Source organism: Nonomuraea sp. NPDC049480 (assembly GCF_044465905.1).
In the GTDB taxonomy this organism is placed as follows: Bacteria; Actinomycetota; Actinomycetes; order Streptosporangiales; family Streptosporangiaceae; genus Nonomuraea.
This window is the reverse complement of sequence record NZ_JBITMD010000001.1, coordinates 181,978-196,449: the sequence shown is the minus strand read 5'-3', so window position 1 is coordinate 196,449 and position 14,472 is coordinate 181,978. Positions and strand designations below refer to the sequence as shown.

Sequence of the window (14,472 nt, the reverse complement as noted above, 5' to 3'; positions counted from 1 at the left end):
CCCGGACGACGTACCTTCGCATTGTGCAGAGGAATGAGATGGTGCCCGCCTGGGCTGGTGCCTTGGCGGGATTGGCGGCCGGGGGCGTGGCCCTCGGGATCGCACAGCTGGTGGCCGGGCTCGTACGGCCGGAGGCGTTTCCCGTCCTCGCCGTGGGCGACGCCACGGTCGACCTGTCGCCGCCCCCGGTGGTGGAATTCGCCAAAGAGACATTCGGCGTGTACGACAAGCCGGTCCTCATCGGAGGGGTGCTGGTGGTGCTCGCGGGGGTCGCGGCCGTCATCGGGGTGCTGGCCAGACGGCGGCTCGCGTACGGGTTCCTGGGGCTGGCGGGGTTCGGGGCGATCGGTCTGCTCGCCGTGCTGACCCGGCCGGACACCGGGACCCTGGACGTGCTCCCGACCCTGGTCGGGGTGGCCGCCGGCATGTGGGTGCTCTCCTGGCTGGTACGGCGGGCCGGTGGCGCACGCGGCGCCGCCGGCCGGCCCACCACCCGCCACCAAGACCACACGACCGACCAGGCCACCCGCTCGGACCAGGGCGTCAGCTCGGACCAGGGCGTCAGCTCGGACCAGGGCGTCAGCTCGGACCAGGGCGACACTGCGCGCCCAAGTGGCGTCACCGACCAGACCTCCGGCGGCGGCCGTGGCAGTGCCCCGGATCAGGTGGGCCAGAACCGCGGTGATCTGGGGCGGCCGGCCGTGCCGCGGCCTGGAGCGGAGTCGCGGCTCGCCGGGGCGGCGTCGCGGGGCGCCGGCACCGAGTCGCCGGCCGCCGGGGCGAAGTCGCAGCTCGTCAGGGCGGAGCCGGTGGCGTTCGATCGGAGGCGGCTGCTGACCGGGGTCGCCGGGGGTGTGGTGGTCGCGGGAGCGGCCGCGCTGCTCGGGCGGCAGTTCGGCGAGCGGCAGACGGTGCACGCCGCCCGCGTGGGCACGGCCCTTCCCAGGCCCGCGACCCCGGCCAAACCCCTCCCGGCCGGCGCCGACCTTCGCATCAGTGGCTTGTCCTCTTTCATCACGAAAAATGAGGACTTCTATAAGATCGACACCGCCCTCATCGCCCCCCAGGTCGACCCGAACGACTGGATGCTCCGCATCCACGGCATGGTCGACCGGCCCATCGAGCTGACCTACGCGGACCTGCTGCGCCTGCCGCTCACCGAGGCCGACGTCACGCTGGCCTGCGTCTCCAACGAGGTCGGCGGCGACCTCGTCGGCAACGCCCGCTGGCTCGGCGCCCGCATGGCCGACGTCCTGCGCCAGGCCGGCCTCCAGGCGGACGCCGACATGCTCCTGTCCACCTCGGCCGACGGCTTCACCTGCGGCACCCCGGTCGACGTGGTCATGGACGGCCGCGACGCGCTGTTCGCGGTGGCGATGAACGGTGAGGTCCTCCCCGTGGACCACGGCTTCCCGGTGCGCCAGGTGGTGCCGGGCCTGTACGGCTACGTGTCGGCCACCAAGTGGGTCGTGGACATCAAGGTGACCAGGTTCGACAGGGACGAGGCGTACTGGACGCCACGCGGCTGGTCGGCCAAGGGCCCGATCAAGACCCAGTCCCGTATCGACGTGCCCAAGCAGGACGGCTCACTGAAGGCCGGTCGCACCACGATCGCCGGCGTGGCGTGGGCTCAGCACACGGGGATCGACGCCGTGGAGGTACGGGTGGACGGCGGCGAGTGGCGCGAGGCCCGGCTGGCCGAGGTCCCCGGCCCCGACACGTGGCGGCAGTGGTCGATGGACTGGGACGCCACCCCGGGCCGGCACACGCTCCAGGTCCGCGCGACCGACGCCGCCGGGCGTACCCAGACCGAGCAGGCGGCCCCGCCCGCCCCGGACGGCGCGACCGGCTGGCACACCCTCACGGTGAGCGTGGCTTAGGCCGGTCGGCGGGGCTACCGGCGTACGTGCAGGCGGACGACCGTGGCGGTCTCGTCGTCGCGGACCTCACGCCGGATCTTGCCGGCGATGTCCTGGTCCAGCTTGCTCACCACTGCCCCCACGTCGGCCGACGCGGGGCAGGTCAGGCTGATCCGCACGCCGTCCGCACCGACCCGCACCCCGGAGCGGCCAAGCCCTTCCACGCCCTTGAGCCCGACGAGCAGCATGGCGGTGCCCGTGCCGTCGCGGGCGCCGCGGCGGCCCCAGCCGAGGCAGAGCAGCAGCCAGCGGAGAGCGGCCAGGGACAGCAGGAGCAGGGCCAGGGCCACGGCCCACAGCGGCCAGGGCTCGGCGGCCAGGGCGCGGGACGCCTGGGGCGGGAGGATCTTGGCGTTCGGGGGCAGGCCGAAGAGGCGGTCGTGGCCCCGGAGCCAGGCGTACGCGCCCATGGTCACCAGCGTGCCGCCGACGACGGCCAGGCCGACGCGGTTGCCGGCGTACTGACGCATCACAAGCCCTTTCCGCGCAGGCGTACCACGACCTCGCCCGTGCCGAGGCTGCCCACACCGGCCAGGCGGTCGCCGACCGCGGTGCCGACCTGCCTGAGCATCGAGCCCGAGCTCTCCGCGCCGGTCACGACGTTGACCTCGATGGTTCGTCTGCGCAGGCGTACGCGTGCCTTCTCGACGCCCGGCACCTGCTGGGCGGCGGCGCGGAGGGTGCGGCGGAGGCCGGAGCGGGTGATGCCGATGACGATCAGTGGGTCGGAGGTCCGCACGGGCACCAGGCGGCAGCGGCCGGGCACGACGGCGAGCAGCAGCATCAGCGCACCCGCGCCCGCCGCCGCGACGGCGGCTGTGGACGCCTCCGGCCACGTGCTCCGGCTCGCGAGCTCGACGAGCTCGTTCACGGGGACCCAGCCGAGCGGGTGTCCGAGCAGTGCCGACACCACCTCCGCCGAGGTCGCCCCCAGCCCGGCCGCGAGCGTGAGCGACACGACGGCGCCCGGGAGCGTGCGAGCCGGCCTGAGGACCCTGCTCGCCCGGCGCAAGCCGGTGTGCTGCGCGGTGGCGGGGGCGCCGGGCTTTAGCTGCTGAAGCGTGGTCATCACAACGACAGACGTACATGGGTCCGCATGGCCTGAACCGCGCCCTCGCCGCCGATTTGCCCGAACATTACGGGGAGCCGAACTAATATGAACCACGCTCATATTCATTTGCCCTTTATGCCGATACGCTGCTCATATGGACGACCGCCAGCGCTACGACCGCGCCACAGCGGCACTGGAGCCGCCGTTCGCGATCCTCGATCTGGCGGCTATGCGTGCCAACGTGGCCGAGCTCGTACGGCGGGCGGCAGGCAAGCCGATCCGGGTGGCGAGCAAGTCGATACGCAGCCGCCCGGTCCTCGAACGCGTCCTGGCCATGGACGGCTTCCAAGGGATCATGGCCTTCACGCTGCCGGAGGCGCTGTGGCTGGCCGGCCACGGCTTCACCGACATCCTGGTGGCCTACCCGACCGCCGACCGGCATGCGCTCGCCGCGCTGGCCGGCGACCCCCACGCGGCCGCGCAGATCACCGTGACCATCGATTCCACCGCTCACCTGGACTTCATCGAGGCGGCCGTGGCGGGGGCGCGCCCGCGGGCGGAGATCCGGCTCTGCATCGACCTCGACGCCGGATTTGTCGCTTTCGGCGGGAGGTTCCGGGCGGGAGCTCTCCGATCGCCGATCCGTGAGCCCGACCAGGCCGCCGGCCTGGCCGCAGCCATCGCCAAGCGGCCCGGCTTCCGGCTGGTGGGACTGATGGCGTACGAAGGTCAGATCGCCGGCGTCGGCGACGCCCCGCCGGGGAACGCCGCCTACGCCCGCGCCATCCGGCTCATGCAGGCGCGCTCCGCGCGGGAGCTCGTGCTGCGGCGCGGCCGCATCGTGAACGCCGTCCGCCAGATCGCCGACCTCGAGTTCGTCAACGGCGGCGGCACCGGCTCACTCGAGCGGACCGTGCGCGAGAAGGCGGTCACGGAGGTCGCCGCCGGCTCCGGCCTGTTCCATCCACGGTTGTTCGACTTCTACCGCCGCTTCACCGGCCACCCGGCCGCGTTGTTCGCGCTGCCGGTGGTGCGCCGGCCGAACCCGGACACGGTGACGGTCCTCGGCGGGGGTTACCTGGCCTCCGGACCGGCGGGACCGAGCCGGCTGCCGCAGCCGTACCTGCCCGCAGGCCTGCGCTACGCGCCCGACGAAGGGGCGGGCGAGGTGCAGACGCCGCTGCTCGGCCAGGCGGCCGAGGACCTGCGCATCGGGGACCGGGTGTGGTTCAGGCACGCCAAGGCAGGCGAGCTGTGCGAGCGCTTCGACGCCCTGCACCTCGTCGAGGGCGACGCCCTCGTGGAGTCCGTGCGGACATACCGGGGCGAAGGCCAGACCTTCCTGTGACGGTCAGCGGCTCCGGCGGCGCCGCCAAAGGACGATGGCCGCCCCCACGGCCAGCACCGCGCCGACTCCGATCAGCACCGGCGCCAGGTTGGGCCGCTCCTCCTCCCACACCCGGTCGGGGTCCTCGGCGTACTCGACCGGCTTCGGCGTGACTCCGAGGGCATCCCCCACGGATGCCACGAAGTGCTCGGCCCTGCTCTTTACGTCGGCCATCCTGCGCTCGGCGACCCGCTTGGGGCTCACCCGGTCGGCAATGGCGTCGACCGTCTGCGCCAACTCCGCGCGCGTGCGCGCGATCCGCCGCTCCAGCTCGTCAGGATCGGTGTCAGCCATGGCTCTCCTCTCGACCGTTTCGCGTGGCCGCGCTGCCCGCTCTGGTCGTGATCAGTCTGTCAGGTCGCCGCACCGTACGGCACGGCGGCAGGGCCGGTAAGTTTGCGGGAAGAACTCAGGAGGCCCCGTGACCGAAACCAAGCAGCCAGAAACCAAGCTCGCGCCCGGCGACGCCGCGCCCGAGTTCACGCTACCCACCGCCGACGGCGGCACCGTCTCTCTCGACACCTACCGCGGCAAGCGGGTGATCCTCTATTTCTACCCTGCCGCGATGACGCCCGGCTGCACCAAGCAGGCCTGCGATTTCCGCGACAACCTGGCCCAGCTGACGGCGGAGGGTTTCGTGGTGCTCGGCGTGTCGAAGGACAAGCCGGAAAAGCTGGCGAAGTTCGTCGAGCGCGACGCGCTGACCTTTCCCCTGTTGGCGGACCCCGACCTGGCGGTCCACCAGGCATATGGGGTGTACGGCACCAAGAAGCTGTACGGCAAGGAGGTCGTGGGGGTCATCCGCTCGACGTTCGTCATCGATGGGGACGGGAAGGTCGAGCAGGCGCTCTACAACGTGAAGGCGACGGGGCACGTGGCCTCGTTGAAGAAGAAGCTGGGCCTGGCCTGACAGCCGGATTCAGGCACGTTTGCGCATGTACGGCGAGTCGTCCTGACGGCAATCTTCCCGACTTCGCCTCCGGAGCGTAACGACGCCTCTACGATCGGTCATCGAGGATGACAGGAGGCAGGCCGTGTACCGCGAGCGCAAGCCGAGTGTCCGGTGGGTCCTTCCAGAAGGGCAGTACAACCCCGTCGTCGGGGAAGGGGTGCGGTGGCTCGACTACGAGCGGGCCGCCGAGATGGACACCGTGTCCATGCCGGACCGCGAGGGTCCCCATGCCTCGACGACCTTAGAGCCTCTGGCCGTGCCGGAGCCCGTGAACGCGCCCGGCACAGGGAGACCTGGCGATACGGCGGCACCGCCGGCCCAGTCCAGCGCGGCGCCGCCGGCCGAATCCCGTACAGGGGCGGAGTCCAGCGTGGTTCCGCCCGCCGAGGCCGGCGGGACGCCACATGTCGAATCCACTCCGGTCCCTTCGAGGGACGACGGTGCCGTCGCGGGCGGCGAGCGGCGGTTCGATGTGCTCGACGTGCTGGGCGTGCTCGACGCACCCGCTGAGCGGGCCGTCGAGGGCGACTGGTTCGATCGGCCGCATCGGCCGCCGAGGCTGACCGAGTGCCGGCCCTACGGGGTGCCGGGCGGGCTCGCGCAACCGGACCCTCAGGGGGAGCGAGACCTGATCGAGGCGCTGCCGCCCGGTGCGCGTTTCCCCGACCCGCGCGGCACGTGGATCCGCTTGATCAACGTCGGCGGGCCCGCCGACGACCCGTTCAGGTCGTCCAACGCGGCCGACTGCGCGCTGGCCGTCCTGTCCACCTGGCACGGCGAGCCCGCGACGGCCGCACCCAGGATGCCGGAGTACGACAGGATCGGCCGGCCGCTGCTGACCGGCGAGCGGGGCAGCACGGCCAGGATCGAGCGGTGGGTCGGGCAGCGTCTGGAGTACGCCGGCCAGGGCCGGCACGCGTACCCGATGATCGCGCGGCGGCTGCTCGAGGCAGGGCACGGGGCGGGCGCCGTCATCGTGGTGCGCTGGCCGGGAGGCGGCACCCACGCCTGGAACGCCGTCAACGCCGACGGCGAGGTGATCTGGATCGACGCACAGCGGGGGCACATGTCCGTCGAGCCCCCCTATACGACGGTGACCGGGGTGTTCTGCGTGATACTCGACCGGCAAGGGCGGCCACGATGAACCTGGATCAGGCCAGGGCGCTGGCTGAGGAGTACTTCAACGGGGTACGACCGCCGGACGAGGCCCTTCCGGTGGGTATCTTCGGGTTCCATGACGGATATGTCGCCTGGGTGCGGGAACTCGATCCCGACGATCCCGGCAGGCTGCCGGAGACGGTGGGCGGCGGGTGCATCATGATCGACCGGACCACCGGCGAGGTGGTGGCCCGGCCGCTGCTCGACCCGGAGACGATCGCCGAGCTGTGGCCGGGCCCCATGCCCCGATGACGCCCAAGCACCGTTGACGAAAGGGCCGGGCGCCGCCCCCATAAGACGCCCGACCCTCTCCGCGCGGGCTGCATGGGACGACGTGCTGGAGCAGCCCGCCGGAGGATAAGGTTCCCTCTATCCGAGTTTTTCGGTTTTATTCGTCTTATGGGCTTTCGTCCGGGTCAGCCGGTGGCGAGGGCACCGACGATCGAGGCCCGCGCCGCCCGCCGGGCCGGCAGAACGGCGGCCACCACGCCCGCCAGCCCCGACAGCACCACGAACAGCGCGATCTGCGGCACCGGAACCGACAGCACGGCCCCGTCGATCATCGCCATCACGGCGGCCCACCCGTACACGAGGCCGAGCGCGACCCCGACAAGCGCCCCGATCAGCCCGAGCACCAGCGCCTCGATCGACAACATCCGGCGCAGCTGCGGCCGGGTCAGCCCGAGTGCCCGCAGCAGCGCGGACTCCCTGGTGCGTTCGTAAACCGACAACGACAGAGTGTTCGCGATGCCCAGCAACGAGATCAGGATCGCCAGCCCCAGCAGCCCGGTGATGATCATGAGCAGCATGTCCAGGGTCTCGTCGAACTGGCCGCGTACCTCGGTGGAGCTCGCCAGCTGGACGGTCGGGTAGGCGGCGATGGCGGCCTCCACCACCGCGCGGGCCCGGTCAGCGGGCACGCCGTCGCGGATGTTGATCATCACGCCGGAGTCGGGCAGCCGGTCGAAGTACGTGTCGAACGGCCGCTCGGCGACGGTCAGGGCGGGCAGCCAGGAGTTGTCGCCGTTCAGCACGGCGACCACGCGCAGCGGCACGGTCCCGGCCCGCTCCGTCCTGGCCCGCACGGTGCCGCCGACCCCGACGCCGAGTTCCTCGGCCGCGTAGTCCAGCAGCGCCACCTGGCCTTCGGACAGCCCGGCCATGGAGCCGGAGACCACCTCGGGGGTGACGCTCCCGTGGAAGGTGCCGATGTCGTAGGTCCGGCCCGCCACCTTGGCCGGGGTCTGGCGGATCTGCAGCACAGAGGCCAGCTCGGGCTTCCCCCGCAGCTCCGCCGCGACGGACCGGGGCACCTCGGCCTCGCGCCCCTGGGCGGCCAGCATGTAGTCGACGGGGAACTGCTCATCGAGCTTGTTCCACACGGTCATCCGGGTGGACGCGCTGAGCACCGAGATCAGCGTCATCAGCGTCACCCCGATCGTGAGCGCGACGGTGGTGGTCGCGGCCCGCCTGGGGTTACGTGTGGAGTTGTCCAGTGCCAGCCGCCCGGGCACGCCGAACAGCCGGGCCGGGATCCAGCCCACCGCCGCGCCGAGCGGCTTGACGAGCACCGGCCCGAGGATCAGCACGGCCAGGAACGTCAGCGCGCCGCCCGCCATCACGACGAACATCGTGGGCGGCTCGCCGGGCTGCATCCCCCACACGCCGAAGCCGGTCGTCCCCGTCCCGGCCAGCAGGAACAGTGTCGCGAAGATCCAGCGCAGCACGCCCGTGCGGTACGTCTGCTCCTCCGCCTGCGCACGCAGCGCCGCGACCGGGGGGACCCGCGTGGCCGACCGCGCCGGCAGCAGTGCCGCGCACACGGTCACCACCAGGCCGACGGCCAGGCCGACGGCGATCGTGGCCGGCGCCAGCGTGACGGTCGTGTCGGTGGGCAGCGGGGCGTCGAACGCGGCGAGGACGGCCAGTGCGAGCACGGCCAGGCCGTACCCGATGGCCAGGCCGAACGCGGAGGCGACCAGGCCGACCGCGACCGACTCCAGCACGATCGAGCCGAACACCTGCCCCCGCGTGGATCCGATGCACCGCAGCAACGCCATCTCCCTGGTCCGCTGCGCGACGAGGATGTTGAAGGTGTTGTAGATGACCAGCGCGGCCACGATCATCGCCACGAGGCCGAACATCAGCAGGCCCACGGTCAGCGTCTTCATCTCGAATCCGGCCGCCTTGGCCAGGTCGGCGGCCAGCTCGTCGCCGGTCTTGACCACCGCGGCGCCCCCGGCGGCCGCCGCCACGGCCTGCTTCAGCCCCGGAGAGCCGCCCGCGACGTCGATCTCGCGGTACCCCTTCGCGCCGGTCATCCGCTGCGCTGTGGCCGCGGTGAAGCCGACGACGCCGGTGTAGGCCAGCACCTGGTCCACGCCGGGGTCGAGCAGCCCGACGAGCTTGAACCGGTGCTCGGCCTGCTCACCGTCGAGCACGGTGATCGTGTCGCCGATCTGGAAGCCCTCGGCCTTGGCGGTGTTCTCGTCCAGCACGGCGGCCTGATCGTCGGTGCCCGGACCGCTGCCGGAGACGATCGCCGTGCGGTCCAGCGGCCCGCGGACGATCGACACGGCCGTGGTGGGCACGCTCCCGACGGCCTTGCCGTCCTTGCCGAGCAGCGGCGCGGGCGCCTGGATCAGCCCTTGTGCCTCGGTCACGCCCGCGACGGCGCGGATCCGTTCCAGCGTCTTCTCGGACAGCACACCGTCGGCGTTCTCGGGCAGCACGGCCACGTCGACCTTGTCCGCGTCGGCTGTGACCCGCTGGGAGAACCCGGCCTGGATGGTGTCGTTGAGCACGAACGTGCCCGCGATGAACCCCACCCCCAGCGTGATCGCCAGCGAGGTGAGCAGCAGCCGGAGCCGGTGCGCGCGCAGCCCGGCCAGCGCCGTCTTCAGCACCTCACGCCTCCAGCTTCACGAGCGTGTCCAGGACGGACTGCGGCGTGGGCGCGCTGATCTCGGTGACCAGTTCGCCGTCGCGCAGGAAGACCACGCGGTCGGCGTACGCGGCCGCCACCGGGTCGTGCGTGACCATGACGATGGTCTGGTGCAGCTCGCGCACCGACGTGCGCAGGAACGACAGGATCTCGGCGCCGCTGCGCGAGTCCAGGTTCCCGGTCGGCTCGTCGGCGAAGATCACCTGAGGCTTGCTGATCAGCGCCCTGGCCACGGCCACGCGCTGCTGCTGGCCGCCGGACAGCTCGGTCGGCCGGTGGGAGAGCCGGTCCCGCAGCCCGACGGTGTCGATCACCCGGTCGAAGAGCGCCTGATCGGGCCGGCGGGCGGAGATGTCCAGCGGCAGGCGGATGTTCTGCTCGGCGGTCAGCGTGGGCAGCAGGTTGAACGCCTGGAAGACGAACCCGATCCGCTCGCGGCGAAGCAGCGTGAGCTGCCGGTCGGTCAAGCCGGTCAGCTCCACGTCGCCGATGTGCACGGTGCCCGAGGTGGCGGTGTCGAGCCCGGCCAGACAGTGCATCAACGTGGACTTTCCGGAGCCCGACGGGCCCATGATGGCGGTGAACGCCCCGGTCTGGAAGGCCACGTCCACGCCGCAGAGGGCGTGCACGGCGGCGTCGCCCTGGCCGTACATCTTGGTCAGATTCGTGGCCACCGCGGCAGGCGGGGCCTGGGTGAGCGTCACATTCACTCCTCGTCGCGATCCCAACAACGCGAACCACGCTAGGAGTGGAAATTGCTTGATCTCTGGGCCTTGAGGAGGGACTTCGCGTAGGACTCCAGATGACCCCCGTCAGACTTTCGGTCGATGGGACGGCACGATCAGCCCGGCCTCGTACGCGTACACCACCACCTGCGACCGGTCCCGCAGCCCCAGCTTGGCCAGCACCCGTCCGAGGTGCGTCTTCACGGTCGCCTCCGCGACCTCCAGGCGGTTCGCGATCTCCATGTTGGACAGGCCGCGCGCCACCATGAGCAGCACCTCCCGCTCGCGCGGCGTCAGGTCGGCCCCCGGCATCGGCTCACCCGACGGCAGTTGCGCGGCGAACTTGTCGAGCATCCGCCGCAGCGTGCTCGGCGCCACCACGGCGTCACCGGCGTGCACGTGCCGGATGGCGCTGACCAGGTCGGCCGGCGGCACGTCCTTCAGCAGGAACCCGGCCGCGCCCGCCTTGACCGCGGCGAAGGCGTACTCGTCGAGGTCGAACGTGGTCAAGATCAGCACCTTCGGGCCGTCGATCCGCCTGGTGGCCTCGACGCCGTCCATTTTCGGCATGCGCACGTCCATGAGGACGACGTCCACCTCGGTGGTCTTCAGCACCTCCAGGGCCCCGGCCCCGTCGCCGGCCTCCGCCACCACCTCGATGTCCGGCTGTGCCCCCAGCACCATTCGGAATCCGGCACGTAACAGCTCCTGATCGTCGACCAGCATCACGCGTATCACCGGGCCGCCTCCTCCTACGCCGCTTTGACCATGGGCAACCTGGCGAGCACCTCGAAGCCGCCGCCCTGCCGGGGGCCGGCCCACACGGCGCCGCCGTACATGCCGACCCGCTCACGCATGCCGATCAGCCCGTGTCCGTCGGAGCTGCTCGGCGCCGCCGCGCCCCTGCCGTCGTCGGTCACGCGCACGACCAGCTCAGGACCGCCGTACTCGATCTCCACAACCGCCTGGACGCCCGGGCCGCCGTGTTTGAGCGCGTTCGTGAGAGCCTCCTGGACGATGCGGTAGATCGCGAGCTGCTGGCCCTCCGGCAGGTCACCGGGCGCGCCGGCGACGCGCAGCCTGGCGGGCACGGCGGAGCCGCGCACCAGCTCCTCCAGCTGGCCCAGCCCCGGCTGCGGGGTGTAGTCGGTGTCGCCGAGCTCGTTCTCGCGCAGCACGCCGACCAGCCTGCGCATCTCGGCGAGTGCGGCGCGACCGGTCTTGGAGATGTTCCTGACGGCCTGGCGGGCCGCTTCCGGGTCGCTGTCCAACGCGTAGCCGGCGCCGTCGGCCTGCACCACCATCACGCTGACGTTGTGGGCGATGACGTCGTGCAGCTCCCTGGCGATCCTGGCGCGTTCGGCCGCGGCGGCCATCCTGGCCTGCTGGTCCCGCTCGCGTTCGGCCCGCTCGGCGCGCTCCTCCAAGCCCTCCAGGTAGCGCCGGCGGGTGTTGGCGTACAGGCCGGCCAGCCAGACGGTGACCACGAAGATCGAGCCGCTGAAGAACATGCCGAACGTGGGCATGTCCCAGTTGACCAGCGCCATGAAAATGCCCAGTTCCGCCACCAGGCACGCGGCCAGGGCCCAGCGGAACGAGCACTGGTAGGCCACCGCCCACAGCGCGACAAGCACCGCGAAGTTGGCCGGCAGCAGGTGCTCGCCCGCCAGCCACTGACCGAAGCAGACCAGCGCGATCACCGAGAACGCGGCGAGCGGCCGATCCCGCCACAGCAGCGGCGCCAGCAGCATCGCGGACAGCCCCACGTAGCCGGCCAGGCCGAGATACTGGCCGCCGCCCGGCGGAATGTTGGTCATGAACGGGACCGCGAGGATCGCGCACAGCGCGGCGAGAGGAGCGACCCGGAGGGCGCCCCCCAGCTTCTCATGGCGTCTGGACCACGCCCGTACCCTGCCGAACACATCATCACGATATGCAGCGCTGATGCGGCATTGGTCCGCCTTCAGGTGGAAGTACGTGTACGACCCAGGTCGCACATGACGAGGGTCTTACGCGGGGCTTACGGGCGATTGGGCATCCTCTATACCGGGAGCGCCCCTTCTGTGGGGCGAGTAAAGGGAGATCGTGATGGCGGATCATGATCGCGACGCCGGGTCGCGCGGTGAAGAGGAAGCGCCGCGCGACCCTGACCCGGACGAGACCACGGCCTCTCCGAACGAGCGCGACACTGATGTCTACCCCACCCAGTCCAATCTGAAGTACGGAGAGATCCCCCCGGGTTCCCCGGACTACCCACCCACCGCGCACACCATGCCCGGCCGGGGCGGCTCGGATTCGTCCCAGCAGCGCTCCGGGTCCTTCAGGGACTTCGTCCGGCAGAAGCCCGCCCAGATCATCGGCGCCGGCTTGATCGGCCTCTTCGCAGGGGCTCTGCTCGGTGGCACCGCAGTGGCGGTGGTGAGCAACATGGACGATCGGCACGACAGGCACGGCGTCTGGATACATGGCGGCTGGGAGCCCATGCAGCCGCGCATGTTCCCCGAACGCCTGGATCGGTCCTGTCATCCGGCCGGAGAGGGCGTCGAATGCGTGGTGCCGCCGCCCCCGGCGTTCCGGGTGCCCGATGTGGAACCCACGAGCACCGGTTAAGTGTGGGCGTGCCGTTTAATGCGAGATAGTGGTTTATTTCAGGAAACGGCGGGCGGCTGAAGCGCTGATCCGTTTCGAAAAACTGTCGATCGGCGTTCGTAGGCTGTGGCCATGTTGTACGCCGATCCCACCTCGCAAGAGCCGGCCCGATACGTGAGCCAGGCTCGCTCGATGTCGGAGCTCCTATCGATGCCCGGCCTGAAAACTCGGGCGGTCGCCGCGCGGGCATGAGGCGGAAAATAGCCGCGCAGCGGTGGATCGCATTCCCATAATCAGCCGCCGTATCAAGGCCTTCAATATTGATATATCGCACTTTTCTCATGTTCCTGGCCGGAGGGCGAGTCCTCGGCAGCAGTTCGATCGTGGCACTCTCGAAGCGGCGGCCGGGGATGCGAGGAGCATGCGGGAAATTCTGCGGCGTCTTGGAGTGGCAGAATCCGGGACATCCAGGAAAGAAGTCCGCTGTCAGCTCCGTGTCTTCGGGTTGCCCGAGCCCACCGGCTTCCAGCGCCTACAGCTCGGAGGAGACGAAATCAGGTCCGCAGCGGCGGAGTCACGTTCGTTGGCGTCGATGATGCGCCGTCTCGGGTTGCCAGTCAGCGAGCCGAACCGGCGACGTCTCCTGCGTTGCATCGCGCGACACAGCATCGACACATCCCACTTCGAGCGCAGGCTCACCAGCGTGGTGATGACCGAACCACGCAGAGACCCCACAGCCCTTCTCGTGCGACGTCCCCCTGGTACGAGCCACACCCCGGGCGCAGCCCTGCGACGCGCGCTGGGTGAAATCGGGGTGCCGGTCGCCTGTGTGAAGTGCGGGGCCGGTGAAGTCTGGCGAGGAGCGCCACTGACAGTGGAGGTGGACCACATCAACGCGACCTGCTCGACAATCGCCGGCAAAACCTGCGGTTGCTGTGCCCGAACTGCCACTCGCAAACGGCGACATTCGCCGGGCGAAACCAGGCACCGGACCGGTGTATAGACGTGCGGGCGGGGGGACTCGAACCCCCACGGTGTCTCCACCAACAAGACCTAAACCTGCCGCGTATGCCATTTCGCCACGCCCGCGCTGTCCCCGCCGATGCGGGCCTGAAACAGTTTAGCGCCCTGTGCGGGCACGGGGAGCAAGCGAAGATGAGATGCCCACGAGATTCGCGGTGGGCGCGTTTGCGTCCGTGACACACCGCGACCACGCGCTCATCTACGCGTATTCGAGCGGCACCGGCCAGCCGATGTCCACCGTTCCCGACGCCATCGGCTGCCTCCTGGTAGGACTCGATACGTCGGCGCGTGTTCGCTTGGAGACGATTCTCTTCCTGACGACGGTTCAGCACTCGATCACGTTGACCGCGAGACCCCCGTGCGACGTCTCCTTGTACTTGTCCCGCATGTCTCGGCCGGTGTCCCTCATGGTCTTGATGGCCTTGTCCAACCATGCCTCTCACACGGAGATCCGCTGTCTCTCGTAGGAGTAGCGGGCCTGCAAGATGATGATCTCGTCGTTCGCGGCAAGGTACACCAGGCGATGCTCATCAGTGATGTGCCGCGACCACGCACCCGCCAATGCGTGTTTGAGCGGCTCGGGCTTGCCGATGCCCTCGTAAGGATCACGCAGGGTGTCCTCAATGAGCCGGTTGATGCGCTTGAGGATCTGCCGGTCAGCTGTCTGCCAGTGAACGTAGTCCTCCCGGCCCTGATCGGTGAACGCGACTTTCACCGAGCATCC

General features: G+C 70.4%; 14 protein-coding genes, 1 tRNA gene and 1 pseudogene. 6 read left to right on the top strand and 10 right to left on the bottom strand.

Annotated features, from left to right (window positions below):
- The first annotated feature begins 23 nt into the window (after positions 1-23).
- On the top strand, positions 24-1,880 hold the full coding sequence (locus ACIBX3_RS00940; protein ID WP_397111721.1) for a molybdopterin-dependent oxidoreductase: 1,857 nt from the start codon (positions 24-26) through the stop codon (positions 1,878-1,880).
- 14 nt (positions 1,881-1,894) lie between these two features.
- On the opposite strand, the gene ACIBX3_RS00935 is transcribed toward ACIBX3_RS00940, so the two are convergent.
- Together ACIBX3_RS00935 and ACIBX3_RS00930 are read right to left on the bottom strand one after the other, a co-directional pair.
- Positions 1,895-2,389, bottom strand: coding sequence for a hypothetical protein (locus ACIBX3_RS00935; protein WP_397111719.1), 495 nt, complete (start codon positions 2,387-2,389; stop codon positions 1,895-1,897).
- Positions 2,389-2,988, bottom strand: a complete 600-nt coding sequence (locus tag ACIBX3_RS00930; protein WP_397111717.1) for a DUF6286 domain-containing protein — start codon at positions 2,986-2,988, stop codon at positions 2,389-2,391. The genes ACIBX3_RS00935 and ACIBX3_RS00930 overlap by 1 nt, the downstream gene beginning before the upstream one ends.
- 136 nt (positions 2,989-3,124) lie before the next feature.
- Between ACIBX3_RS00930 and ACIBX3_RS00925 the strand changes: the two genes are divergently transcribed.
- Complete coding sequence (locus tag ACIBX3_RS00925) at positions 3,125-4,318, top strand: amino acid deaminase/aldolase (RefSeq protein WP_397111715.1); 1,194 nt, start codon at positions 3,125-3,127, stop codon at positions 4,316-4,318.
- Between the two features lie 3 nt (positions 4,319-4,321).
- Here the strand turns inward: ACIBX3_RS00925 and ACIBX3_RS00920 are convergent, their stop codons facing one another.
- Complete coding sequence (locus ACIBX3_RS00920) at positions 4,322-4,651, bottom strand: DUF3618 domain-containing protein (RefSeq protein ID WP_397111713.1); 330 nt, start codon at positions 4,649-4,651, stop codon at positions 4,322-4,324.
- Between the two features lie 127 nt (positions 4,652-4,778).
- Between ACIBX3_RS00920 and bcp the strand changes: the two genes are divergently transcribed.
- From bcp to ACIBX3_RS00905, 3 genes are all read left to right on the top strand, one after another.
- The gene (gene bcp / locus ACIBX3_RS00915; protein ID WP_397111712.1) at positions 4,779-5,267 is read left to right on the top strand and encodes a thioredoxin-dependent thiol peroxidase; all 489 of its coding nucleotides are present in this window, start codon (positions 4,779-4,781) and stop codon (positions 5,265-5,267) included.
- 124 nt (positions 5,268-5,391) lie between these two features.
- Positions 5,392-6,453 (top strand): toxin glutamine deamidase domain-containing protein, encoded by a 1,062-nt coding sequence (locus ACIBX3_RS00910; protein WP_397111710.1) that lies wholly within the window; start codon positions 5,392-5,394, stop codon positions 6,451-6,453.
- Positions 6,450-6,719: a hypothetical protein gene (locus ACIBX3_RS00905; RefSeq protein WP_397111708.1), complete on the top strand. Its 270-nt coding sequence runs from the start codon at positions 6,450-6,452 to the stop codon at positions 6,717-6,719. The genes ACIBX3_RS00910 and ACIBX3_RS00905 overlap by 4 nt, the downstream gene beginning before the upstream one ends.
- 164 nt (positions 6,720-6,883) lie before the next feature.
- On the opposite strand, the gene ACIBX3_RS00900 is transcribed toward ACIBX3_RS00905, so the two are convergent.
- From ACIBX3_RS00900 to ACIBX3_RS00885, 4 genes are all read right to left on the bottom strand, one after another.
- Positions 6,884-9,373 carry an ABC transporter permease gene (locus tag ACIBX3_RS00900; protein WP_397111706.1) on the bottom strand — a complete coding sequence of 830 codons (2,490 nt, stop codon included), beginning with the start codon at positions 9,371-9,373 and terminating at the stop codon, positions 6,884-6,886.
- 1 nt (position 9,374) lies between these two features.
- The gene (locus tag ACIBX3_RS00895; RefSeq protein WP_397113351.1) at positions 9,375-10,064 is read right to left on the bottom strand and encodes an ABC transporter ATP-binding protein; all 690 of its coding nucleotides are present in this window, start codon (positions 10,062-10,064) and stop codon (positions 9,375-9,377) included.
- 159 nt (positions 10,065-10,223) lie between these two features.
- Positions 10,224-10,874 carry a response regulator transcription factor gene (locus ACIBX3_RS00890; protein ID WP_397111704.1) on the bottom strand — a complete coding sequence of 217 codons (651 nt, stop codon included), beginning with the start codon at positions 10,872-10,874 and terminating at the stop codon, positions 10,224-10,226.
- Between the two features lie 14 nt (positions 10,875-10,888).
- A complete protein-coding gene (locus tag ACIBX3_RS00885) occupies positions 10,889-12,058 on the bottom strand; it encodes a sensor histidine kinase (protein WP_397111702.1) in 1,170 nt (389 codons plus the stop codon).
- 166 nt (positions 12,059-12,224) lie between these two features.
- Between ACIBX3_RS00885 and ACIBX3_RS00880 the strand changes: the two genes are divergently transcribed.
- Positions 12,225-12,746 carry a hypothetical protein gene (locus ACIBX3_RS00880; RefSeq protein WP_397111700.1) on the top strand — a complete coding sequence of 174 codons (522 nt, stop codon included), beginning with the start codon at positions 12,225-12,227 and terminating at the stop codon, positions 12,744-12,746.
- Between the two features lie 985 nt (positions 12,747-13,731).
- On the opposite strand, the gene ACIBX3_RS00875 is transcribed toward ACIBX3_RS00880, so the two are convergent.
- The 3 genes and pseudogenes from ACIBX3_RS00875 to ACIBX3_RS00865 all read right to left on the bottom strand — a co-directional run bounded on the left by ACIBX3_RS00875 (position 13,732) and on the right by ACIBX3_RS00865 (position 14,463).
- Positions 13,732-13,814, bottom strand: a tRNA-Leu gene (locus tag ACIBX3_RS00875).
- Between the two features lie 259 nt (positions 13,815-14,073).
- A pseudogene (locus tag ACIBX3_RS00870) lies at positions 14,074-14,178 on the bottom strand (L-serine ammonia-lyase, iron-sulfur-dependent, subunit alpha); the annotation flags it as partial.
- A gap of 9 nt (positions 14,179-14,187) precedes the next feature.
- A complete protein-coding gene (locus ACIBX3_RS00865; protein WP_397111698.1) occupies positions 14,188-14,463 on the bottom strand; it encodes a Txe/YoeB family addiction module toxin in 276 nt (91 codons plus the stop codon).
- Positions 14,464-14,472 lie beyond the last annotated feature (9 nt).

Bases quoted from the DNA above. Each gene is read 5' to 3' on its own strand.
- ACIBX3_RS00895 (WP_397113351.1), bottom strand. From the start codon at position 10,064: ATGTACGGCCAGGGCGACGCCGCCGTGCACGCCCTCTGCGGCGTGGAC.
- ACIBX3_RS00925 (WP_397111715.1), top strand. From the start codon at position 3,125: ATGGACGACCGCCAGCGCTACGACCGCGCCACAGCGGCACTGGAGCCG.
- ACIBX3_RS00905 (WP_397111708.1), top strand. From the start codon at position 6,450: ATGAACCTGGATCAGGCCAGGGCGCTGGCTGAGGAGTACTTCAACGGG.
- ACIBX3_RS00935 (WP_397111719.1), bottom strand. From the start codon at position 2,389: ATGCGTCAGTACGCCGGCAACCGCGTCGGCCTGGCCGTCGTCGGCGGC.
- ACIBX3_RS00880 (WP_397111700.1), top strand. From the start codon at position 12,225: ATGGCGGATCATGATCGCGACGCCGGGTCGCGCGGTGAAGAGGAAGCG.
- ACIBX3_RS00920 (WP_397111713.1), bottom strand. From the start codon at position 4,651: ATGGCTGACACCGATCCTGACGAGCTGGAGCGGCGGATCGCGCGCACG.
- ACIBX3_RS00930 (WP_397111717.1), bottom strand. From the start codon at position 2,988: ATGACCACGCTTCAGCAGCTAAAGCCCGGCGCCCCCGCCACCGCGCAG.